At 66.4% G+C, this 22,620-nt stretch carries 18 protein-coding genes; 7 read left to right on the plus strand and 11 right to left on the minus strand.

The features are described from left to right. Window positions 1-82 precede the first annotated feature (82 nt). The 3 genes from RN629_RS14855 to RN629_RS14865 are packed head-to-tail and all read right to left on the minus strand — an operon-like array spanning window position 83 to window position 3,130. Window positions 83-562 carry a VOC family protein gene (locus tag RN629_RS14855; protein WP_407035923.1) on the minus strand — a complete coding sequence of 160 codons (480 nt, stop codon included), beginning with the start codon at window positions 560-562 and terminating at the stop codon, window positions 83-85. Then, window positions 549-1,580, minus strand: coding sequence for a WD40/YVTN/BNR-like repeat-containing protein (locus tag RN629_RS14860; protein ID WP_407035924.1), 1,032 nt, complete (start codon window positions 1,578-1,580; stop codon window positions 549-551). Before RN629_RS14860 ends, RN629_RS14855 begins: the two co-directional genes overlap by 14 nt. Before the next feature lie 44 nt (window positions 1,581-1,624). Next, window positions 1,625-3,130, minus strand: coding sequence for an aldehyde dehydrogenase family protein (locus RN629_RS14865; protein ID WP_407035925.1), 1,506 nt, complete (start codon window positions 3,128-3,130; stop codon window positions 1,625-1,627). A 136-nt stretch (window positions 3,131-3,266) separates the two neighbouring features. On the opposite strand from RN629_RS14865, the gene RN629_RS14870 reads away from it, so the two are divergent. After that, on the plus strand, window positions 3,267-4,070 hold the full coding sequence (locus RN629_RS14870) for a 2-keto-4-pentenoate hydratase (RefSeq protein ID WP_407035926.1): 804 nt from the start codon (window positions 3,267-3,269) through the stop codon (window positions 4,068-4,070). Further along, window positions 4,067-4,870, plus strand: a complete 804-nt coding sequence (locus tag RN629_RS14875; protein ID WP_407035927.1) for an SDR family NAD(P)-dependent oxidoreductase — start codon at window positions 4,067-4,069, stop codon at window positions 4,868-4,870. The genes RN629_RS14870 and RN629_RS14875 overlap by 4 nt, the downstream gene beginning before the upstream one ends. 37 nt (window positions 4,871-4,907) lie before the next feature. Here RN629_RS14875 and RN629_RS14880 read toward each other — a convergent pair whose 3' ends face one another. The 3 genes from RN629_RS14880 to RN629_RS14890 are packed head-to-tail and all read right to left on the minus strand — an operon-like array spanning window position 4,908 to window position 8,940. Continuing rightward, the gene (locus RN629_RS14880; protein ID WP_407035928.1) at window positions 4,908-6,368 is read right to left on the minus strand and encodes an NAD-dependent succinate-semialdehyde dehydrogenase; all 1,461 of its coding nucleotides are present in this window, start codon (window positions 6,366-6,368) and stop codon (window positions 4,908-4,910) included. Further along, window positions 6,365-7,546 (minus strand): MFS transporter, encoded by a 1,182-nt coding sequence (locus tag RN629_RS14885; protein ID WP_407035929.1) that lies wholly within the window; start codon window positions 7,544-7,546, stop codon window positions 6,365-6,367. Before RN629_RS14885 ends, RN629_RS14880 begins: the two co-directional genes overlap by 4 nt. Window positions 7,547-7,569: 23 nt before the next feature. Further along, window positions 7,570-8,940 (minus strand): aminotransferase, encoded by a 1,371-nt coding sequence (locus RN629_RS14890; protein ID WP_407035930.1) that lies wholly within the window; start codon window positions 8,938-8,940, stop codon window positions 7,570-7,572. A 310-nt stretch (window positions 8,941-9,250) separates the two neighbouring features. Between RN629_RS14890 and RN629_RS14895 the strand changes: the two genes are divergently transcribed. Beyond that, window positions 9,251-9,823: a flavin reductase family protein gene (locus RN629_RS14895; protein ID WP_407035931.1), complete on the plus strand. Its 573-nt coding sequence runs from the start codon at window positions 9,251-9,253 to the stop codon at window positions 9,821-9,823. 60 nt (window positions 9,824-9,883) lie between these two features. Here RN629_RS14895 and RN629_RS14900 read toward each other — a convergent pair whose 3' ends face one another. From RN629_RS14900 to RN629_RS14910, 3 genes are all read right to left on the minus strand, one after another. After that, window positions 9,884-11,404, minus strand: a complete 1,521-nt coding sequence (locus RN629_RS14900) for an alpha/beta hydrolase domain-containing protein (RefSeq protein WP_407035932.1) — start codon at window positions 11,402-11,404, stop codon at window positions 9,884-9,886. Between the two features lies 1 nt (window position 11,405). Next, on the minus strand, window positions 11,406-13,754 hold the full coding sequence (locus RN629_RS14905) for a TonB-dependent receptor (RefSeq protein WP_407035933.1): 2,349 nt from the start codon (window positions 13,752-13,754) through the stop codon (window positions 11,406-11,408). A gap of 441 nt (window positions 13,755-14,195) precedes the next feature. Continuing rightward, window positions 14,196-15,200: a sterol desaturase family protein gene (locus RN629_RS14910; protein WP_407035934.1), complete on the minus strand. Its 1,005-nt coding sequence runs from the start codon at window positions 15,198-15,200 to the stop codon at window positions 14,196-14,198. A gap of 602 nt (window positions 15,201-15,802) precedes the next feature. Here RN629_RS14910 and RN629_RS14915 point away from each other — a divergent pair. Together RN629_RS14915 and RN629_RS14920 are read left to right on the plus strand one after the other, a co-directional pair. Further along, window positions 15,803-16,171 carry a 2Fe-2S iron-sulfur cluster-binding protein gene (locus RN629_RS14915; RefSeq protein WP_407035949.1) on the plus strand — a complete coding sequence of 123 codons (369 nt, stop codon included), beginning with the start codon at window positions 15,803-15,805 and terminating at the stop codon, window positions 16,169-16,171. Between the two features lie 220 nt (window positions 16,172-16,391). Next, window positions 16,392-17,696 (plus strand): hypothetical protein, encoded by a 1,305-nt coding sequence (locus tag RN629_RS14920; protein WP_407035935.1) that lies wholly within the window; start codon window positions 16,392-16,394, stop codon window positions 17,694-17,696. Window positions 17,697-17,717: 21 nt separating this feature from the next. Here RN629_RS14920 and RN629_RS14925 read toward each other — a convergent pair whose 3' ends face one another. Further along, a complete protein-coding gene (locus RN629_RS14925) occupies window positions 17,718-18,914 on the minus strand; it encodes a PepSY-associated TM helix domain-containing protein (protein WP_407035950.1) in 1,197 nt (398 codons plus the stop codon). A 5-nt stretch (window positions 18,915-18,919) separates the two neighbouring features. Beyond that, window positions 18,920-21,037: a TonB-dependent siderophore receptor gene (locus tag RN629_RS14930; protein WP_407035936.1), complete on the minus strand. Its 2,118-nt coding sequence runs from the start codon at window positions 21,035-21,037 to the stop codon at window positions 18,920-18,922. Window positions 21,038-21,158: 121 nt separating this feature from the next. Between RN629_RS14930 and RN629_RS14935 the strand changes: the two genes are divergently transcribed. Next, window positions 21,159-21,662: a sigma-70 family RNA polymerase sigma factor gene (locus RN629_RS14935; protein WP_407035937.1), complete on the plus strand. Its 504-nt coding sequence runs from the start codon at window positions 21,159-21,161 to the stop codon at window positions 21,660-21,662. Next, a complete protein-coding gene (locus RN629_RS14940) occupies window positions 21,646-22,605 on the plus strand; it encodes a FecR family protein (RefSeq protein ID WP_407035938.1) in 960 nt (319 codons plus the stop codon). Before RN629_RS14935 ends, RN629_RS14940 begins: the two co-directional genes overlap by 17 nt. The last annotated feature ends 15 nt before the right edge of the window (window positions 22,606-22,620 follow it).

Consider the following 22,620-nt stretch of genomic DNA (forward strand, 5'->3'; position numbering starts at 1 on the left):
CTGATACCCGACGCGCCTGGGCTTCGCGCGGCACGTCGGCGATGATGAAACGGGCCGCGCAAGGCGCGGGCGAGTGGTGGCCTCAGCCTCTCAGCGGTGTGAGCGCCACGGGATCGGCCTTGCCTTCACCCGCGCGGAACTCGGCGATCGTCGCTTCGCCAGGGTCGGCGGTCGGCGCGAAGATTTCGAGCATGTGGCCGTCCGGGTCGTAGAAATACAGGCCATGGGCGATGCCGTGGTCGAGGACCTCGGCGATCTTCACCCCCTTGTCGAGGAAGGTGGCATAGACGCGGCGCAGTTCCTGCAATTCCTTGTCGCCATCGAGTTCGAGCGCGATATGCTCGATCTCCTTGCCCTTGGGCGTGTCGGGAACACCGGGGAACAGCGCAATGTCATGGTCGTGATGACCAAAGGTCATGAACAACCCGCCCTTGTACGGCCCGTCACCGACCCGCGAACTGACTTCCATTCCCAATATGTCCTTGTACCAGCGCGCCGAGGCTTCGGGATCGCGGACATAGAGAACGACATGCGCGATGCGCTTGATCTTAGGCGTGGACATGGACGCTCCCCTGATCGGCGGGCACCCTGGGCAGCCAGGTGATGTCGGTGATCTCGTTGAACTCCCGCCATTCCTTCTCCCATGTCCGACCGCCATCCCGGCTGGAGAAGAGATCCCCGAACTTGGTGCCGATCAACAGGAAGTCGGGGTCCGCGGCATGGCCGCCCGCCGCCCACAGGCAGGAATTGGGGCGCACCGGCAGGTCGATCGGCTGGAAGGACGCGCCCTTGTCGGTCGAGCGCAGCAACGCGCCGATCGTCCCCGGCGTGCCATCGCCTATGCCCAGGAACAATTCGTCGCTGTTCGCCTTCTTCAACAGGAAGCGGGAATAGCGCATGCCCCAGCTGTCCTGCGCGCCGGCCCGCGACCAGGTGCGACCGCCATCCTCCGAACGATACAGCGCGTTGACGACCAGCGCCAACACCACCTTGGGTGTGCCCGGCAGGACGATGATATTGTGGATGTCGGAATTGCCGCGCTCCTGCGGCCAATGCGTGTCGAGCCGCTCCCAATGGTCGCCGCCATCGGTCGAATGGAACAGGCCGCCTTCCTCGACCCCGGCCCAGACATCGCGGGCATTGTCGGGATCGACGGCCAGCGCCAGCATGCGCGGGCGGCTGACCCCGGCGCATTTCGCGGGCATTTCCAGCGAAGTCCGCTCCCATGTCCGCCCGCCATCGGTCGAACGGTGGAAAATCGACGGCGTGGGCGATCCGGTCCCGGCATACATGATGTTGGGGTCGCTCGGCGCGATGGCCAGCTTCCACACCGCCATGTCGTTCAGCGCGCCATCGATGCGCGTCCAGGTGACGCCGCAATCCTCGCTGTGGAACAGGCCACGCTCGGCCCCCGCGAACACCCATTCGGGATCGCGCGGATCGGCCAGCAGGCAGCGGACCCGGTCATCATATTCCAGATCCTGGTTGATGCCGATCCGATGCCACGTCTTGCCCTCGTCATGGCTGCGCATCACGGCCTGGCCATCGGTGGATACCAGCAGGGTCTTTTCCGTCGCCATGTCCATCTCTCCATCCTGTCGTTCGTGATCGTGCGCCATGCGGGTCAGCTCAGATTGACCCAGACGCTCTTCGTCTCGCTGTAGAGTTCCATCGCCTGCCGCCCATGTTCGCGACCCCAGCCCGATTGCTTGAAGCCGCCGAACGGCGTCGAGGGATCGAGGAGGTTGAAGCAGTTGATCCACACCGTGCCCGCCTTCACGGCGGCGGCGATGCGGTGCGCGCTCTTGATGTCCTTGGTCCAGATGCCCGCCGACAAGCCGAAGACGGAGTCATTGGCCTGCGCGACCAGGTCCTCGGGATCGCTCCAGGACAGGGCGCCCAGCACGGGGCCGAATATCTCCTCGCGCACCACGCGCATGTCGCGCGTCGCATCGGCCAGGATCGTGGGCTGGAAGAAGAATCCCTGGTCGAAACCCGCCGGGCGTGCGCCGCCGATATGCACCCGCGCGCCCTCCTCGGTGCCGATCCGCACATAGTCGCTCACCCGATCCCATTGCTCCTGCGAGACCAGCGGGCCGAAGCTGGTCTCGGGATCGAGACCATTGCCGATCTTGAGCTGCGCCGCGTGTCCCGCGACCGCCTCCAGCAATTCGTCGTGAATCGAATGATGTGCATAGAGGCGCGATCCGGCCGTGCAGGTCTGCCCCTGGTTGAAGAAGATGCCGGCCGCGATCGCCGCCGCCGCCGCCGCGATATCGGCATCGGCCAGCACGATCTGTGGCGACTTGCCGCCCAGCTCCAGCGACACTTTCTTCAGGTTGCCCGCGGCGGCCCGGACGATCGCCTTTCCCACCTCGGTCGACCCGGTGAAGGCGATCTTGTCGACGCCGGGATGCGCGACCAGCGCCGCGCCCGCATCGCCAAAGCCGGTGACGACGTTGATGACACCGGCGGGAAAGCCCGCCTCCAGCGCCAGTTCGCCCAGGCGAAGCGCGGTCAGCGGAGTCTGTTCGGCGGGCTTCAGCACGACCGCGCATCCCGCCGCAACCGCCGGGGCGATCTTCCACGCCGCCATCGACATCGGATAATTCCACGGCACGATCAGCCCGGCGACGCCGACCGGCTCCCGCGTCGTGTAGTTCAGAATGCGCAGGCCGCCGCGCGGGGAGACGGGCAGCGTCTCGCCCCCGAACTTGGTCGGCCAGCCCGCGAAATAACGGAAGGTCTTGATCGATCCCTCGATCTCGACCAGCCGCGTCTGGGTCGCGGGCTTGCCATTGTCGAGACATTCGAGAACGGCCAGTTCCTGTGCGTCGCGCTCGATCAGATCGGCGAGGCGATAGAGCAGCAGCGAGCGATCATTGGCGCTCATGTCGCGCCACGCCGGATTGTCCAGCGCGCGGCGCGCGGCGGCCACCGCCAGATCGATGTCCGCGGCCGCGCCATGGGCGACCTGGGCCAGTTCCTCGCCGGTTGCCGGGTTGATCGTCGCGAAGGTGCGGCCGGACTGCGCAGCGACGAACTTGCCCTCGATCAACAGCTTGCGCGGCGCCCTGGCCAATTCGCCCTCGAGTCGAGTCGCCGTGTCCCGTGCCGATAGCGTCGTCATGCTGCTCTCCCAGGCTTTACGAGCGTCGTTTCCGCCCGTCGTTTCCCATGGTCTACGTTATGTCGACTTTAGAAACAATATGCAATTTATATCATCCGCTGTTGCGTATTCGATACAATGAATGCATGGTCGCGCCATGGCTTTTCCACCATCCCCGCTGTCCGAACTGGCCCGCGCGATCGCCGAGGCGCGCGCGACGAATCAGACGATTCCACCACCCCCCGCCGCGCTGACGATGGATGAGGCCTATGCCGTGCAGTCCGAGTCGCTGCGTCTGCGCGAGGCCGCCGTCGCGGGTTACAAGATCGGGCTGACCAATCCGGCCGCGCAGCGATCGATGGGGACGACCGAACCGATCCTCGGACGGCTTTGCGCCGCCGACATCCTGCACGGCATGGCCACCATCCCCGCCGGAGCGCAGCCGCGTTTCGCCGAGGCCGAGCTGGTCGTGGAGATGGGCACCGATCTCTCCCATAGCGGCGCGCCGATCGACGAGGCGCGCGTCGCGGCCGCGATCGGCGGCGTGTATGCCGGGATCGAGCTATGCACGTCGCGCTATGCGGTCGACGATATCGATATCGGCGCGCTGATCGCCGATAACGGCCATGCGGAATGGCTGGTGGTCGGCGGGCGATTGTCGCACGGCTGGGACGATCGTTTCGCGACGATGGAGGCGTGTTTGCTGCGCGACAATGCTCCGCCGGTGGTCGGCAACAGCGCCAGCGTGCTCGGCAACCCGCTGGCGGCCGTGACATGGCTTGCGAACTGGCTGGCGACGCGGGGCGAAGCACTGCGTCGCGGGCAACTCGTCGCGACGGGCAGTTGCACCGGGATCACCGAGATCGGCCGCCACGACCGGATCACCAGCCGCTTTGCCCATGGCATGGAGGCCCATGCCCGGATCGGCACCCCGACAATAAAAAGGGAGAGAGAAGGATGAGCCTGGACCTGAACATCGCGGGCCGGACCGCGATCGTCACCGGCGGCAGCGTCGGTATCGGCAAGGAAACCGCGCGCAAGCTGGCGCGGGCGGGGGTCAATGTCACCATCGCCGCCCGCACCCGATCGACGCTGGAGGCCGCGGCGGAGGAACTGCGCGCCGACACGGGCGGCAATATCAGCGCGATCCCCGTCGACACGACCGACATGGCCTCGGTCCGCAGCGTGGTCGACCAGACGGCGGCGCTGTATGGCGGGGTAGAGATCCTGGTGAATTGCGCCGCGGCGCCCGGCGGACTGGTGCGCAACGCGATCGAGGACGCCGATGAGGACAGCCTGCTGCTCGACCTGAATACCAAGCTGCTCGGCTATTTCCGCATGTGCAAGGCCTGTGTCCCGCATATGCGCCGCGCGCGCTGGGGCCGGATCGTCAATGTCGGCGGATTGACCGCGCGCAGCACCGAGGCGTTGAGCGGGTTGCGCAACACCGCGCTGGTCCATCTGACCAAGACCTTGTCCGACGAACTCGGCCGCGACGGCATCACCGTCAACATCATCCATCCCGGCGTCACGCGGACCGAGCATATCGAGCAATGGTTCGCCGACATGGCGCGACAGGAAGGCATTTCCTATGACGCGGTCGTCGAGCGCGAGGCGGGCGCGCCTGCCGCGATCCGGCGAATGCTGGAAGTGGCGGAGGTCGCCGATCCGATCGTCTTCCTCGCCTCCGCGCGGGGAAGTGGCATCACCGGCGAATCGATCGCGGTCGATGGAGGCCTGTCGAGGGCGATATTCCTGTAATCCCAAGGGGGAGCCGCCCAGCGGCTCCCTTCGCTTGCTAGATGCCGCCGATCCCGACATATTTGATCTCGAGATAGTCCTCGATCCCGTATTTCGATCCTTCGCGGCCCATCCCGGATTGCTTGATCCCGCCGAACGGCGCGACCTCGGTCGAGATCAGCCCTTCGTTGATACCGACGATCCCCGCCTCGATCGCCTCGGCGACACGGAAGGCGCGCCCGACATCGCGGGTATAGCAATAGGCGGCCAGCCCGAATTCGCTGGCATTGGCCAGGGCGACCCCCTCCTCCTCGCGGTCGAACCGGACGATCGCGGCGAGTGGCCCGAAGGTCTCCTCGCGGAAACACAGCGCCTCGGCCGGGACGTCCACCAGCACGGTCGGCGCAAAGAAATTGTGGCCCAGCCCGTGCGGCCCGCCCCCCACGACGACACGCGCGCCGCGTGCCACCGCATCGCCGACATGCGCGGCTACCTTGGCGACGGCGTTGCCGTCGATCAGCGGCCCGATCTGCACCCCCTCGCTCCGGCCCTCTCCGACCCGCAGCGCGGCCACGCGCGCCGCCAGCGCCGCGACGAAGCGATCGTGAATGCCCGATTGGACGAGAAAGCGGTTGGCGCACACGCATGTCTGTCCGGCGTTGCGGAACTTGGCGATCATCGCACCATCGACCGCCGCCTCGACATCGGCGTCGTCGAACACCAGGAACGGCGCATTGCCGCCCAGTTCCATGGACGTCTTCTTGATCGTCGGCGCGCACTGCGCGAGCAATGTCGCGCCGACCGCGGTCGACCCGGTGAACGACAATTTGCGCACCACCGGGCTGTCGCAGATCGTCTTGCTCATCGGGCCTGCCGCGCCGGTGATGATGTTGCACAGCCCGGCCGGCAGTCCGGCCCGCTCGGCCAGCACGCCCAGCGCCAGTGCGGAGAATGGCGTGGCCGAAGCCGGACGCACGATTCCGGTGCATCCGGCGGCCCAGCCGGGGGCGACCTTGCGGGTGATCATCGCGGCGGGGAAGTTCCACGGCGTGATCGCCGCGAACACCCCGACAGGCTGCTTGAAGGTCAGGATGCGACGGCCCGCCGCATTGGGCGGGATCACATCGCCATAGATGCGCTTGCCCTCTTCGGCGAACCATTCGACAAACCCGGCCGCATAGCGGATTTCACCGCGCGCCTCGGCCAGCGGCTTGCCCTGTTCGGCGGTCATGATCGCCGCGAGGTCGTCGCCATGCGCGAGCATCAATTCGAACAGGCGACGCAGCGGCACCGCGCGCTCGGCGGCGGTCAACCGGCTCCAGGCCGGGAATGCGGCGGCCGCCGCCGCGATCGCCCGCTCGGTTTCGGCGGGCCCCAGATCGGGGACATGACCGATCACGTGCCCCGTCGCCGGATTGGTGACCGCGATCGTCCCGCCATCATCGGCCTGTACCCATTCCCCGCCGATCAGCGCCGCTTCGCGCAGCAAATCGGGGTCGGCCAACGTCAAGGCGGTCATGCAAGGCTCCTGTCGAGATGCTTCGATCGAATGGCGACAATGGTGAGCAGCAGGCTGCCGGCGATGATCGCGCAACTGGCCCACAGGGCCAGGGCATAGCTGCCCGTCCGCAGGGTCATGCCGACCACGGCTGGCCCGAAACCCATGCCGAAGGTCTGGATCGATCCCATGGCGCAGACCACCCGGCCCTCGGCATCCGCATCGGAACAAATGCCCGACAGCAATGGTTGCGCGAAATTCCAGGAGAGCAGGAGCAGGGCCATCGCCACGGCAAAGGCGCCGGCCGATACGCTGCCCAGCAGCAACAGATAGCTGGTGATCGTCACCGCCCCGCTCACCGCCAGCGGCCATGCCCGGCCAAGCCGCCGCGGCAGTAACCCCGCGAGAGCGGCCCCGCCCATCCCCGCGAATGTGCCGAGCGAAAGACCATGCGCGATGCGATGGGCGTCCAGGCCGCTGGCCTGGCCGATCCGCTCGCTATAGCTCCACACCGCGCTGATCGCGAAGAAGTAGAAGAAGACGGCGATCAGCATCCGCGTCGCCAGTCGGCGATCGAGCCCGCCGATGCCGCTCAAGGCCGCATCCTGTTCCAGCCGCCGCCCATGCGGGAACCAGCGCAGTCCCAGCATCGTCAGCACGACCAGCCCGGCATTGGCGATGAACAGGAGGCGTGGCCCGACCTGCGCCTGCAACATGGGCAGCGCCAACAGGATGCCCGCCCCGATCAACGCGCCCAGCACCAGATAGACCGCGAAGGTCCGGTGGGGATTGGCCGCCCGGCCGAACGCCGCGAAGGCGAAGCCGACCGCAATCCCCTCGCCCATCCCCGCCAGCACCCGCGCCGCGGCGATCGCGGCATAGTCATGGCTGAAGGCGGTGGCGAGATTGCCCATCGCCAGCAGGGCCAGGCCGATCCCGACACTGATACGCCAATCCCATAACGGCAGCAGGAAGGTGCTACCCCCCATCGCCACCGCCATGGCGTTGATGTCCCAGGCCGCGATATAGCCCAGCCGCTGATCGCCCAGCCCGGCCTGCGCCGCGATCAGCGCCAGGAAGCCGGGGGTTACCAGGATCACCAACGCCCCGACGATGCCGACCGCGATCGCCGACGCGATCGCGCCATAGCCGATCGTCGGACCGGCACGGGCCGGGGCGAGCGGCAATGGGGGGGCCACCGTGCCATCCGCCCCGGCACGCATCACGCGACGTCCGCGCGCACCGCGTCGATCGCGGCCTTGAAGATCGTGACCAGTGCGTCGATCGATTCGCGATCGATCACCAGCGGCGGCGCGAACACCAGCGTATCGCCCAGCGCGCGGGTGATGAGGCCACGATCCGCCGCCGCCTTCAGCACCTGCCGGCCGACGCGCTGCGCCATCGGAAAGGCTTCCTTGGTCGCCCGATCCTTGACCAGCTCGATCCCGATCATCAGGCCGCGTCCGCGAATCTCCCCGACCATCGGATCGTCGCCCAGAACGGCCCGCATCCGCTCATGCAGATATGGCCCGACCTGGGCGACATGGTCCACGACCCTATCCTCGTCGATGGCCCGCAGCGTCGCCAGCGCCGCCGCCGCGCCGACGGGATGCGCCGAATAGGTATAGCCGTGGCCGAACAGGCCGGCCGCATCGCGATTCCCTTCGAACACGTCCCACAATTTCGGCGAGATGTAGCAGACCGACATCGGGAAATAGCCGCCCGTCACGCCCTTGGCCGCGGTGATCAGGTCCGGCTCCAGGCCATAGGTCTGCGCGCCCCAATAGGTGCCGAGCCGCCCGAAGCCCGACACCACCTCATCCATCACCAGCAGGATGTCGTGGCGCTTCAGGATCGGGGTGATCTCTTCCCAATAGCCTTCCGGCGTGGCGATGAGACCGCCCGCCCCCATCACCGGCTCGGCGAAGAAGGCCGCGATGGTGTCCGCGCCCTCCCGCGCGATCAGTTCTTCCAGTTCGACCGCCAGCGACCGCGAGAATTCGCGTTCGGTCATGCCCTCGGCCGCCTTGCGATAATGGTGCGGCGCGGTGACATGCAGGATGGGCCCCAGCGGCAGGTCGAACAGCGCGTGCATGCCCGGCAGGCCGGTGAGCCCGGCCGTCATCACCGCCGAGCCATGATAGGCGTTCCAGCGCGCGATGATCTTCTTCTTCTGCGGACGGCCGAGCAGGTTGTTGTAATACCAGATCAGCTTGATCTGCGTCTCGTTCGCGTCACTGCCCGAGGCGCCGAAGAACACGCGGGACATGGGGACCGGCGCTCGCTTCAGCAGCGCGTCGGCGCATTCGATCGCGACATCGGTCGACATGCTGTTGAACGTATGGAAAAAGGACAGCCTGGCGCTCTGCTCGGCGATCGCGTCCACAATATCCTGGCGGCCATAGCCCAGGTTGACGCACCACAGCCCCGCCATCCCGTCGAGATAGGTGTTGCCGTGAATGTCGGTGACATGCAGCCCCTTGCCCGATGCCATGACGTTCGGACCGTCGCGATACAGGTCGTTGAGGGCGGTGAAGGGGTGGAACAGCGACTCGCGGTCGAGCTGCGCTGCACGTTGAATGTCGATGGTCATCTGCGGATCCTCCATGGTGTCGAGGGGAGCCGGCCGACCGCCGCCACGGTCCTGTCATCTGGCGCATGGCGAGACATGGGCACGAAACCTCTCCCGTTGCGGTCTCGGAACGCCTGCTTTTTGTCTTTGCAGGCTGCCCCGAAGGACCGCGGCGATGGCCGGTCATTTCCGGCGCGCCATGCACATTGAAGAAACACTCTGGTCATTTCAAGCCATCATGGCTACTTTATGCAACAATAAATCGGCCCGGCGGGGGCGACACCCTGACAGTCAGCCTGCCCGCACGGCCCGGATGATCGAGGAGAGGTCCATGACTCAATCGGACGCCATCGGCCTGGACGGCGCCCGGCCGCCGGAAGACCGGACGCCGCGGTCCGCTCGCGCCACGCCACCGGAACTGCCCCAATTGTTCCGGCAGGCGATGCGGCGGCTGGTGGCCAGCGTCTGCATCCTGACCACCCGCGACGCGCATGGCACCGCGATCGGCATGAGCGCGACGGCGGTCACGTCGCTCACCGCCGATCCGCCCGCGCTGCTGATGTGCGTGAACCGCGCCGCCAGCATGCATGCCAGCCTGACGATCGGGCGCCCGGTCGCCGTCCACATCCTGGGCGCGGAGCATGGCGAGCTGTGCTTCGTCTTCGGCGGCCGTGCGACCCCGGCGGAGCGTTTCGCCAGCGGCGACTGGACGTTGCGCGATCAGGACATGCCGGTGCTCGAGGCCGCGCAGGCCAATCTGTTCTGCACGGTCGATGCGCTTCACGCCTACGGCACCCACAGCATCGTCGTCGCCAAGGTCGATGCGGTGCGGATCGGCGGATCGATCCGCCCCCTGGTCTTCGTGGATGGCCGGATCGCCACCGTGACCGACTATCACCAATGACGGGCCGGGCCCCCGTGACGCAGCGGCCCCCAGTGACGCGCCGGCGACCGGGACCGCCGATCACCGGCGGTCCGACCGGAAATCGTCCGCCGAGGCGATCGGCTTCAGCATCGCGGCGTCTTCGGGCAGGAGATAGCCTTGCGCGACCGAGCGGCGCTTCGCCTGGTCGAAACGCCGTGCATAGGCGGCATAGCTGCCATAACGCGCCCGCAGCCGCGATGCCGGATAGGGCAGCTTGGTATCATACACCACGCCACACCCCGTTTCGGCATCGGTCCAATATTCGGCGGTCGGGACCATGATCCAGGGCGGGCGCACCCCGCCCACGATGTTCCCGGTCGCCTGGTCCCGCACCACGGCGCGACCGCGCCGCGCCACGCGCTGTTCGCGGGGCATGGGGACGCCCAGCCTGACCCAACGATCCATCGCGTCCAGCAACGCCGAGAAGGGCAGTTCCGCCGGTTCGTCATAGAGATATTGGCAGCGCGGATCGTTGGGCTTGCCGCCTTCATTCGGCATCGGCTCGACCTCGTCGGTTCCGAGATCGGCTTTGCGCAGATGCGGCGTCCCCATCACTTCGTAATAGCGCAACCGGGGGGCGTCGCTGTCGGGCGGCAGCGCGATCCCCTCCGTGACGTCGTGCAGCGTCTCGGACTGGCTGAACACCGTCACGAACGGCACGCCCTCCGGCATATGGCGCGGCACGCGGATCGCATCCCCCGCCACTTCCCCATAAGCGAGTCTGCCGGTCATATAGGCATCGATCAGCGGACGACCGTCCGGCATCCGCCATTGCTGGTGACGGCCCTGATCCAGATAATCCATCCAGATCTGCGCGTTCACCGCCCAGGTGTTCACATAGACGCGCTCTACCTTCAGGCCGGCCGTCGGTCCGCCCGGCAGGTTGGATTTCAGCAGCATCGCCAGTTCGGCGCTGATCCCCTGCGCCTGCGGAACGAACGGGTCGGGCAACCCGCCCCGCAGGAAGCGACGATCGTCATAATAGCTGCCCAGCGGCGCATAGCGGGCATAATCGAACCGGCGCATGAAATCGAAATTGACGATGTTGCCGTACCGGCGCGCATCCTCGCTCGTCCCGCCGGCATCGACCGGGAATTTCGGATCATGCCGCGGCGCGTTGATGTTGAGCGTATAGCCGACAAAGGCATAGCCCCGCCGCGTCAGATAGTCGCGGGTCAGGATCCACCCCGCCGCCCGTTCCCCGAACCAGCTGAACGGCTCGATGATGACCGTGCCGTTGAACCGGGCCGGGTCGCTGGGCTTGCGGATCAGGAAGCGCGTCACATAGGGCGCGTCCGCCACCGTGCGCCCATCGGCGGTGATCGCCGGGGCCACGCCGGACAGATAATATTCCTGCTCCTCATAACCACGCCGGGCGAGGTCGAGATATTCGGTCCCCGGCCGGCGTGCGGAGGATAGCGGGAGTTGCCCGTCGTCCGGCACCATCTCGACCCGCGGCATCGACAGCGTCTGCGCCCGGGCGGGTCCCGCAAGCGGACCGCCGAGGTACAGCGCCATCCATGTCGAAAGCGCGACGGCGCGTATCGCGACCGCGGCCATCTCAGAAATCCACGCGATATTGCAGGCCGATCTGGCGCGGGCGGCTGATCGCGGCGCGCGGCAACCGTCGCGTGCTGCCATCGGCGAGCAATTCGGAGCGCTCGATCCCGGAACTGTAGAGGTCGCCAAGGTTCAAGCGTTTGTCGAGCAGGTTCTTGCCATAGAGAATGACCTGCGACTTGCCGAAGCGGACGCCGAGCGAGCCGTTGACGAAGTTGAGCGCCTGCCGCTGGAGGAACCCGCCCGCGCTGTTCACCACCTTGACCGAGCTGGTATAGCTATAGTCGGCGCTGACGATGAATGTCGCGCTGTCGCTTAGCGGATGTTCGTAATTGCCGGCGATCGAACCGCTCCACTCGGGCGTCTGGACGAGGCGGGTATTGGGGGCCTGTGCGATCAGGCCGGGATCGATCAGACGGCCATCGGTATAGCCCAGGCCCAGCTGGATGGTGAAAGGCACATCCGCGATCGGTCGCCCGCTTACCTCCAGCTCGCCGCCCCTGATCCGCGCCCGACCGGCATTGCCGATGAAGCTGAACGTGCAGACCGGCAGTGCGAGCTGCTGCTGGATATCGGACCAGTCGATCTGGAACGCGGCCGCTGCCACGTTGAGCCGGTGGGCGATCCGGCCTTTGATGCCCGCCTCGTAGCTCCAGAGCGAGTCCGACCGATAGCTTTGGGTATTGTCCTGATTGCGACCGATCGCGGCCAGATCGCCCCGGCAGAAATCGGGCAGACGCGCCTGCGAGCCGCCGGGCCGAAAGCCCTTGGCGGCCGAAACATACAGGGTGCCTTCGCCCGGCAGCTTGTAGGAAGCGACGAACTTGGGCACGACGCCGGTCTGGTGCGCCCGCCGGGCCGGTGACAGATCGCCCTGCGCCGAATTGAAGATCCCCTCGCTGAGTGTCGCATCCGCCTTCTGCGTGATCCAGTATTTGCGCAGGCCGACGGTCAGCGTCAGTCGCGGGACGACCTCGTAATAAAGTTCGCCGAAGACCGCGCTATTGTCCTCATGCGTGATGAAGGTCTGCCGCGTGACGAAGCCCGGCACCAGACCCGCATTCTGGAGTGCCGGGATCGGAATCGCCGGCTGGGTGAAATTATTATAGCCGTGCTGATAGAAGACGCCGACGATGCCGGACAAATGCGGAAGCAGCGCCCCTTCGTCAAAGGACAGCCGGTTTTCGGAGGTGAAGCGCCGGTCCTTCGCGATGTTGAGCGTCGGCAGCGCCGGGTTCCCGGCATCGGTGTTCCGCACGGTCCTGATGTAGCGATTATTCCCCTCCGTATTGTCCTCCAGTTCGGAGGTGCGGCGGGTGAAGAAGCTTGTGGAGGAGGTGATGTCGAACCCCTCCCCGGCATATTTGAGGACGAGGGAGCCGAGGCCCCAGCGGTCGCGCGAATATTCCTGCACATCGCGGTCGCGGTCGAGCGTGTAGGAGACCGGCCGATAGCCCGGCAGGGGCACATAGGCCGCCGGGAAGCCGTGCAGGTTGGAAATCTGGCCCAGCCCGCCGATACTGGCCTCAAGCCGGTCGCTCAGCTTGATCCGCAGGGTGGCGGCACCCGCGAACGTGTCGTTGCGGCCCTGCCCGTCCCTGGACACCAGATTGCCCGCCGCATCGGGAAAGCGCCGGGTGATGAAGCCGGATTCGCGCGTGTATCCACCCGCCACATCCAGAGCCACCCGGCCGGGCACGAGCACGATATCACCGCGCATGCTGCCGTCATAATCCAGCCCGCCATCCTGCGTGCCGCCGCCCTGGACCTGGGCGGTGAAGCTGTTCTTCGTGAATGACGCCTGGCGGGTGATGAAGCGCAGATTGCCGCCCATCGAGCTGGCGCCGAACAGCGTGCCCTGCGGGCCCTTCAGCACCTCGATCCGGTCGAGCGCCAGCGTCTGGGGGCTGATCGATGCGGGGACCGGGGTATCGTTGATATAATAGCCGGTGGTGTTGGCCCCCGCGACGCCGCGCACCGTCGTCTGCCGTCCGCCCACGAACCCGACCGACGATGCATCGCTGCCCTGGCCATATTGGAAGGTGACGTTGGGGATCTTGGTCGCATAATCGGCGAAATTCTGGATATTCTGCTTCTTCAGAAAGTCCGATGAATAGGCGGTGATGGACGCGGGCACATTGGTCAGCGTCTCTTCCTTGCGGCGCGCGGTGACCACGATCTCGCCGGGATCGGCGTTCCTGGCGGCGGGCCTGGCCCTCCCGCCGTCCGCGGCCGGTGGCGGTGATGCAGCGGGCCTGGTCGTCTGTGTCTGTGTCTGTGTCTGTGTCTGTGTCTGTGCCTCTGCCTGTGCGCCCAGCCCGATCAGCAGGACGATGGCGACGGAGCCCATCAGTCGATCCCGTCGGAGGCTCATATGCCTGTGCCCAGCAACGGATACGTTCAAATCGCGCATGCCTCTCCCCTCCAATTGAATCGTCGAACGGTGCCGACACGGCCGGCCCGCGGTTTCTCCCGACGTTCGAAGCTGTCCTCGCCATCACAAGCGTCGATGCGCGATCCGTCCTGTGGCTGGATCACGCCATTTCGATCACGTCGCCCGTGTCGGTGAGTATCGCCAGATCGCGATGGTTTTCCATCTGCCATCGCTGGATGGGTACCGGCCCGCATGGCGGCAAGTACCGAACGGTACGCCGATGTAACCCAGCCGTAACACGCGGCGCCAAGGCAAAGCGGGCGTGAGGCGGCCGAAACGAAATCGAGGCCCGAACCAGGGTTCGGACCTCGACAACATGATGGCCTGGTATGTTTCGGCCGCGGATGGGCGCTCCGGTCACCGGGCCTTTTCGACCATGCCCTTCGTCCGGTGCGGCAGCGACCGGGCGATGCTTCGACCCGCCTCGACAAAGGGCTCCGCATAAAATCCCTTCAACGTGTTGTGCGGATTCGCGGGGCCATATTCCTCCTCGTTCACGCCCCAGCGCCACGTCTCGCCCTTTTTGGGCAGGTACAGCGTGCCGAACATCCAGTCCCAGAGCGTCAGGACGACGGCGTTGTTCTTGTCGCGATGCTCCAGCTCCATGCTGTGATGCACATTATGCATGACCGGCGCGAGAACGATCCGGTTCAGCCAGCCATAGGACACCGGGACATGGGCATGCGACAGGAAGTCGATCACGAAGAACAGCACATAGGACAGGATCCCGACGCACATCATCGTACCGGGCAGGATGGTCGTTCCGGTCCCGTACAGGACGAAGCCCGTCACGATGCCGCCAAAGATCGGCGGGATGGCGTTGAGGATGAAGAACTCGATCGGATGCTGGCGATAGAGCGTCCAGGGCGTCAGCGTCTCGGCCGTGTGATGCGGCTTGTGCAGCGTCCACAGGAACGGGTTGGTGTGGCACCAGTAATGCACCCAATAGCCGGCAAAGTCGGTCGCGAGGAAGAACACCCCGAATTGCAGCGCCACGATCGCCCAGGTGGCATGGAGGACGGGGCCGATCCCGCCGAAATGGGACGCCAGCGCGCCGGCGACATTGCCCGCGACCGCCAGGCCGTTCAGCGCGAAGAGGCCGACGAGCGGAAAGCCGATCACGAAGAGGATGATCGCATTCCACCGGTCGACCCGCGCCGAGGGGTGACTATGCAATTCGCGGGGGAAGACCATGTCGATCATCCCCTTCCAGGTCAGTCCACCGCTTCGCTTGCCGGACAGCATGAACGAGATCGCGACGACCGCGGCGAACAACGGCAGGCCCCACATCCACAATTCGACGATCTCCAGCGTCGGCTGGTAGAATGCGACGATCCAGGACCACAGGTTCAGGTCAGTCATGTCGACCTCCATGATGCGGAATGGCATGATACGGGTTGGTTGGACCCTGTTTTCGGAATGATGCGTGGCAGCCACGCGCGGCGACGGCGCCAAGCCGCTTCGCCTTGAGGAAACCGGAAGCCATATGCCTCTCCTATTGTCGCTTCTTTTTTTTGGGCGGGTGATCCCGCAATCATCGCGTCGCCGCGCGGCGATCCTTTCGACCGGCGGCAACCCGAGCCGCATCGTTGGCGGTGCGACCGGACTGGCATGCGCGCGGCGAACGCGGTGCGTAAGTACCAAACCGTACGCGCCGGGCGCGAACGGTACACGACCCGATAACCCCGGTCGCCCGGAGCGCGGGCGCGCCGGCTATTGTTCCATAATCGAAAATATGATTGACTAATTACATTATAAGTTGCATTTTCTGCACAAAATAAGAATGAGAGGCTGCGTTACGGCGCGTTGATGCTGGGCTCGGATGCACCGGCGCAACGCGCGGTAACATGGCGCGGACGACCGTCACTTCACCCTGGCCGGGCCATCCACGGGCCCGCGAGCGGCGCCGTGACCCCGCCATGACCCCATGCGAGCGATATAGTGAGAGGACAGGCATGATGAGCATGATCGACGAACAGCAGGACAACGGCGTCGACAGGAAGGCGACGGGTGAAACGGGCCGTCTGGTCGTGAGGACGCCAAGCGGGGCCAGCCGCGTCCTCAACGGCAATGCGGGCCTGTCGGTGATGGAGATCATCCGCGAGGCCGGGATGGACGAGCTGCCCGCGCTATGCGGCGGCAGTTGTTCATGCGCCACCTGTCATGTCCATGTCGCGTCGGAATGGCTGGCGCGCCTGCCCCCGATGGCCGAGGATGAAGACGCGGTGCTGGACGAAGCGATCGGCCGGGACCAATATTCGCGCCTGTCCTGCCAGATTCCGTTCTCGACCCGGCTGGACGGACTTGAGGTGACGATCGCGCGAATGGAGTGATCCGTCAGGTGAATGCGAGGCGCGGGAGGTCGCAAGGGCGCGCCCCTCCCGCGCCTCGCGATGCTGTCCACAGACCGACAGAGCCATGGCCGGCAACGACCGGGAAGCATGCGCTTTGTCGGCGGGAAAAGCTGGCATAAGAATAACGCTATCATGGGAGGGCTTGCTTGATCGTTTCTGCCTCACGACGTTTCGATCCTTGTCGGCAACGCTGAACGGCATGTCGGATCAGGACGCCCGGCTGGAACGGTTACGCGCGGCGGCGGAGATGGTGCGCACCAGCGGCACGCTGGGCAAATCGGCGCAGATCGGCAAGCTCTTCGATTTTCTGGTCGAACGATCGCTGGCCGGTCGGACGCCCAAGGAGATCGAAGTCGCCCAGGAAGTGTTCGATCTCTCGACCAGCGAGCAGATCGGGCATGATGCAACCGTCCGCATGAGTATCCACCGGCTGCGCAAGAAGCTGGAGGACCTTCCGGCGAACGCGCTCGGCGAGCGGCTGGTCCTTCCGCGCGGCGAGTATCGCCTGCAATTGCTGCCGCCGCCATCGGCCCCGCAGGACGGCGCGGCGGAGGGGGAGACCGATCCGGCCATGCCGACCATGGCAACGCCCGCGGGTCGGCGTGCAGCGGTGGGACGACAGGCCTTGGTGATCGTCGGCGCCCTCGCGCTCGGCCTGATCCTGATCGCCCTGCTGTCATCGCGCTGGTCGCCGCTTACCCCCGCCGAAGGGCAGCGCGATCGCGTCCCTTCCCCCTTCTGGCTGCCGCTGGCGCAAGCCCCCTTCCCCACATTGCTCGTCTGCGGCGACCGATATACATTTGGCGAGCTGGACGATCAGGGGCATGTCTTTCGCCAGTTGCGCGATCCGGCCATTCCGTCGAGCGAGGCGCTGGACAGCTACAAGGCGAAGGATCCCGGACAGCGGGCACGCTATGTCGACCTGAACCTGTTCGACCTGCCATCCGCCGCGACCGTCGCCCTGACCACGCTGGCGCCGATCGTTCGCAATGCCACGCGGGCGGGAACACCGCCGACCCCGCTGACGTCCTCCCGCTTCACGACCGACATGCTCAAGGCGCATAATATCGTCTATGTCGGCCTGCTGAGCGACATGCGCGATCTGCATGAGCCGATCTTCGCGACGTCCGGCTTTCAGCTCGCGCCCGATGGCGATGCCCTGATCGATCGGCGCAGCGGCCAGCGTTTCCAGTCGGATTGGGCCGATCCGTCGCAGGAGCGGATGCTGCGCCGCGACTATGCCTATGTCGCAAGCTTTCCCGGCCCCTATGGCAACCGCATCCTCGTCGTCGCGGCGATGAACGATCCCGCCCTGTCGGAAGGCGCGCAGATCGTCGCGCGGCGCGGCGAGTTCGACGCGCTGGCGACCAAGGTCGGCAAGGGCGGCGCGTTCGAGGCGCTGTACGAGGTGCGCACCTTCGGCCCGTCCAGCGTCGCGAGCAGACTGGTCATCGCACGGTCGACCCAGGTCGATCGCCAGTGGCACGCCCTGCGGCCGGGCTAGCCGCATCCGCCCGCGCCAGCGTCATCCCGCGCCCACGATCGCGCCGGGCGTGAGGATGAGGGCCATGACCACCAGCGCGATGCCGATATAGGCCCATGCGCCCATGCCGGACCAGGCGATCCTGGCGGCGCTTCTTTGCTGCCGCTCGGCCTTTTCCAGCCGCTTGGCGTATATGATGGTGCCCGTCACCGACATGCCGGTCAGGATCACGCCGAAGAGGAACCAGATGATCTTCGTCGTCAGCCCGCCGAACGTGCCGAAATGGAGGGGGTCGGCCATTTCGGATATCCGCTGATGCATATCCAGATCGCGGCCGTCGAGCGAGCCGAGCACCGTCCCATCGGCCGGGACGATCGCCACGGCATTGGCGCGGTCGCGGACCAGCCAGGCCCCATCCTGGCCAAGGAAGACCACGCCGTTCGCCGCCGTGAACCGGATTTCCCGGATGTCGAGCGACGGGCGCGCCCGCCGGGCGGCGGCGACCAGCCGGTCGAGCCGGGCACCGGTCGGCACAGGCCCCTGCGCTGCGATCGTCGGCAATTGGGGCACCCGCGCATTGCCGCCCAGCGTCTCGACCAGATACCAAAGCCCGGTCAGGGCGATCAACGCCACGAACCACAGGCTCCACAACCCGCCAAGCCGGTGCAGGTCGCCGCTCAGCTTGCGCGCATCGCCCCCCCTTGGCCGCTTGAGGAAACCGCGCCACCATTTCTTGTACGTCACGATCCCCGTCACCAGCGAGGCCAGCAGCAGAAATGAGAGCGACGAGACGATCGGTATCCCGATCCTGGTCGGCAACATCAGGTGGCGGTGCGTCTGCCGCAGGAAACGGTGCACATTCGCCCAGCCATGCGTGCCCGTGACCGTGCCAGTCCAGGGATCGACATAGACGCGGCGCGGCGCCCCCTTTCCCATGTCGATCCAGGCTTCGGCCGTGAACCACGGGTCGATCGGCGCGTAGAGCGTCCCCAGCCGCCCCCGCGGTTCCGCCTGCGCCGCCGCGGCCGCAAGCCGGCCCCAGCTCGCGCGGGGGCCGTCCTGCGGCGTGGCCCGCATCGCGGGGGTGACGAGCCAGTCGATCTCATGCGCGAAGACCGCCAGCGTTCCGGTGGCCAGCACGAACGTCATGAACACCGCCAGCTTCAGCCCGGCCCAGCTATGGACCCGCCACCAGAGCGAGCGCCCCTTGCCGGGGGTCTTTCCCGTGGCGGGCCGCATCACGATCAGAATCGCAGCCGAAGCTCGGCGAGGAAGGTGCGCGGCGACCCCGGGAAATGCCCGCTCTGCGCCGAGAAGCCCGACGCGGCATAGACCGTGTCGAAGATGTTATCGACCCGCAGCAACAGCTCGACGAGCCCGAGCCCCTTGGTGATCGAGGCGTCGAAGGTCGTATAGGGCTTCACCGTCTGCCCCGACAGGCTGATGCGCCGCGAGACATGCTCCCCGCCCACCGCGAAGGCGGTGCCGATCGCGGGCACCTGATACCGGGTCCAGAATCCGACCTTGTGCTTGGGCGCATTGGCGAACCGGTCGCCCACGGCATTGGTGATCGCCTGGCCGGGCGCGGTGCCGGTGATCCGGGTGTCGTTATAGCCGTAATTGACCAACAGCACCCAGTTGGGCGTGACGTCCGTCGTCAGGTCCAGCTCGAAGCCCTTGCTGGTGACCTGGCCGATCGGGGTCAGCCGGTCGACGCCATTGACCGGCTGCAGCGAGGGATCGACCTGCAGGATATTCCTGCGCACGATGCGATAGACGGCCGCATTGGCCTGCAAACGGCCATCGAACAATTGCGTCTTCGCGCCGCCTTCGAGCTGGTTGCCGGTGACCGGCGCGAAGGGGCCGCCGGCATCGATGTTCTGGCTGGCCGCCGATTGCGGCTCGAAGCTCTGCGACCAGCTGGCATAAAGCGAGACGTCATGCCGCGGCTTGAAGATCGCGCCGCCGCGCAGGGTCACGTCGCTGTCCGCATAGGAGGAGCGCGACAAGACGGCCCCGTTCCTGCTGGACGTCACCCCGTCGTCGAACTTGTCGTACCGCACGCCGCCGACCAGGAGCAGCGCATCGGTGAGGCTGATCTGGTCCTGGAGATAGGCGCCCTTGCGCTTGGTGCGGGTGTCGGTGGTGGTGAAGGGCAGCAGGGCCGCGCGCGCCGCGTCTCCTTCGCCCCGGCCATAGACGGGATTGCTCAGGCTGAGCGAGGTCACGCCGGCGCGCAGGATCCGCGAATGCAGCAGGCTCTTCTCGTCATACCAGTCGGCACCGGCCTGGAACTTGTGCTCCATGCCGAGGATGTCGACCCGCGCGGTCAGGTTGGCCATGAACGACAGGCCATGGACGGGCCGGATCTGGTCGCGGAATTCGCGGCGGACCAGATCGGGGTTGCTGGGATCGAGGCCGCGCGGCTCGTGATATTGCTGGGTCTCGGTCGCCTTGAAATAGCGCATGCCGGCATCGAACGTGACCCGCTCGCCGATCGTGGTCGCATAGCGTGCCTGATAGGCCTCGGAGCGCAGGTTCAGGAAATCGGTCTTCTCATTGGCGTTCCAGCGGATGGTGGTGAGGAAATTCCCGGCATTGTCCACCAGCACGCCGCGCAGGCGGTTGCCCTGGAACGCGCTGTCGTAGAGCGTCGCCTGCAGCGTGAGCTTGCCGCCCTCGTTCGTTCTGATGGACAGCCCCGCATCGCCGATCCGCGTCTTGTTCTGGGTATTGCGGCGATAGGGGTCCATCGATTCGTAGAAGCCGCCCAGCCGATAGGTCAGGACGCCGTCCTTATCCACGCGGCCGGTCGCCTCCGCCGACAGGCCGACACGGTCATAGGTGCCGCCGGTGATGACCGCCCGCAGCGCCGTTTCCTCCTTCGGCGTCTTGGACACATAATTGATGATGCCCCCCGGCGATCCCGGCCCGAAGAACAGCCCGGCCGGGCCTTTCAACACTTCGACCCGGTCGACATTGAAGAGCTGCGGCACGGAGAAGCCGATGAACGGATTGCCCCGCTGGCCGTCATAGAAGGACTGGTCCTGCCGGAAGCCACGAAAGGTCACGCCCGCATAGCTGAAGAAGCTGACGCCCGAGATGTTGCGATAGATATCCGTCGCGTCGCGTGCGCCCTGGTCGGCGAACAGCTCCGAATTGATGACCTGCACCGCCTGCGGAATGTTCATCGGGTCTTCGGCGGCCTTGCCCACCGTCGTCTGCTCGACGCGATAGAGCCGCTGCGCGCGACCGGTGACGATGATCTCCTCCGCAGCCGAGGCGGCCTGTGGCTCCTCCGCAAAGGCGGGCGTCGCGACGATCGCCCCCGATGCGATCAACGCGATCCTGAATGACGACATTTGTATCCCCCGTTACAATGATGCGAATCAATCGCATCCCGCGCCAGTAACGACGAAGGTGCTGCACGCCAAGGATATTGCGACTTATTATCTTACAAGCTACCGGCAGACGGTGACAAGCTTGGCCCAGCCCTCCCTCGATTCGCTGTATCGCGCGCATGGACGCTGGCTGCTGGACTGGCTTGCAACGCGGGCGCGAACCCATGGCAATGCGAGCGACCTGGCGCAGGAGACCTTCTGCCGACTTGCCGAGCAGTCGGGGTTGCGGCTGCATTCGCATCCCCGTCGCTATCTGGCCACGGTGGCCCGCCGGCTGCTGATCGACGATGCGCGGCGCAAGGCCTCGGAACGGGCGTTCCTCGATGCCTATACCCTGTTGACAGGCCATGCCCAACAGCCAGGACCGGACCGCGTGGCCGAAGCCGTGCAGGAATTGTGCGCGGTGGGCGAACTGCTCGGGCAATTGCCCCCGAGGGTCCGTTCCGCGCTCCTGATGAGCCGCCTAGACGGGCTGACCTACGCGCAGATCGCCACCGAACTGGGCGTTTCGGCCAGCATGGTGAAGCAGTATATCGCCCGCGCCTTGCTCCACTGCTACGTCGCGGCCCATGGCAACCCGGACTGACGCGGCGGAGCCCGGCCGCAAGGCGGTGGAGCAGGCCGCGGCGTGGCATGCGCAACTGGGCGACGCGGCGTGGGACGAAAGCGACCGCCAGGATCTCGATGCATGGCTGGAGACCGATCCCGCCCATCGTATCGCGTTCGAACGGATGGCGCGGATCGGGGGCAGGATGGCACCCGCCGATGCGGTGACGCGCACGGCCCTGCGCGCAATGTACCGCGCCAAGGCCCCCCGACGTGCGATGGTGGGCATCCTGCTGGCGGCCGGTCTTGCCGGCGGTGGATGGATTCTGGCGGACAATCCCGCGATCCGCACTCAGATGGCAGCAGAGCGGACCGCGCATGGCCAGCGGGCATCCGCGACGCTCGCCACGCAGGACCGGCTCACGCTCGACAGCGACAGCGCGCTGGACATCGACAACCATCGGCGGACAGTCCGCCTGTGGCGCGGGGCGGTCATGGCGACCGTCCATCATGGCGCGCCCTTGCCGTTCGTGGTGCGCACGCCACAGGGCACCGCGCAGGCGCTGGGCACGCAGTTCAGCGTACGGGTGGTCGAGGACGCGACGATCGTGGCCGTGATCACCTCGCAGGTGCGGGCTTGCGCGGCGCTCGCCCGGCCGTCCTGCGTGACGCTCGGGCCCGGTCAGGCGGCACGGCTCGATGCCGTCGGGGCGCACCGGCTGCCCGCGATGGACGCCCGGGCCGAACAGGGCTGGCCGGAGGGGTTGCTGGTGGCGGACGACCTTCCCCTCTCGCGCGTGCTCGACCAGCTCAATCGCTATCGCGCCGCGCCGATCCGCTACGATGCCACGGACCTGCAGGGTCTCAGCCTGTCGGGCACCTTCCCCCTGACCGACAGCGCACAGGCGCTGGCGGGGATCGGCGCCGCGCTGCCGGTGACGGTGGAAACGGGGCCGGACGGCACAGTCGTGCGCAGGCGCTAGAAAAATAATCCGCCA

Origin of the sequence: Facivitalis istanbulensis, assembly GCF_040560405.1 — a bacterium.
In the GTDB taxonomy this organism is placed as follows: Bacteria; Pseudomonadota; Alphaproteobacteria; order Sphingomonadales; family Sphingomonadaceae; genus Sphingomonas; species Sphingomonas istanbulensis.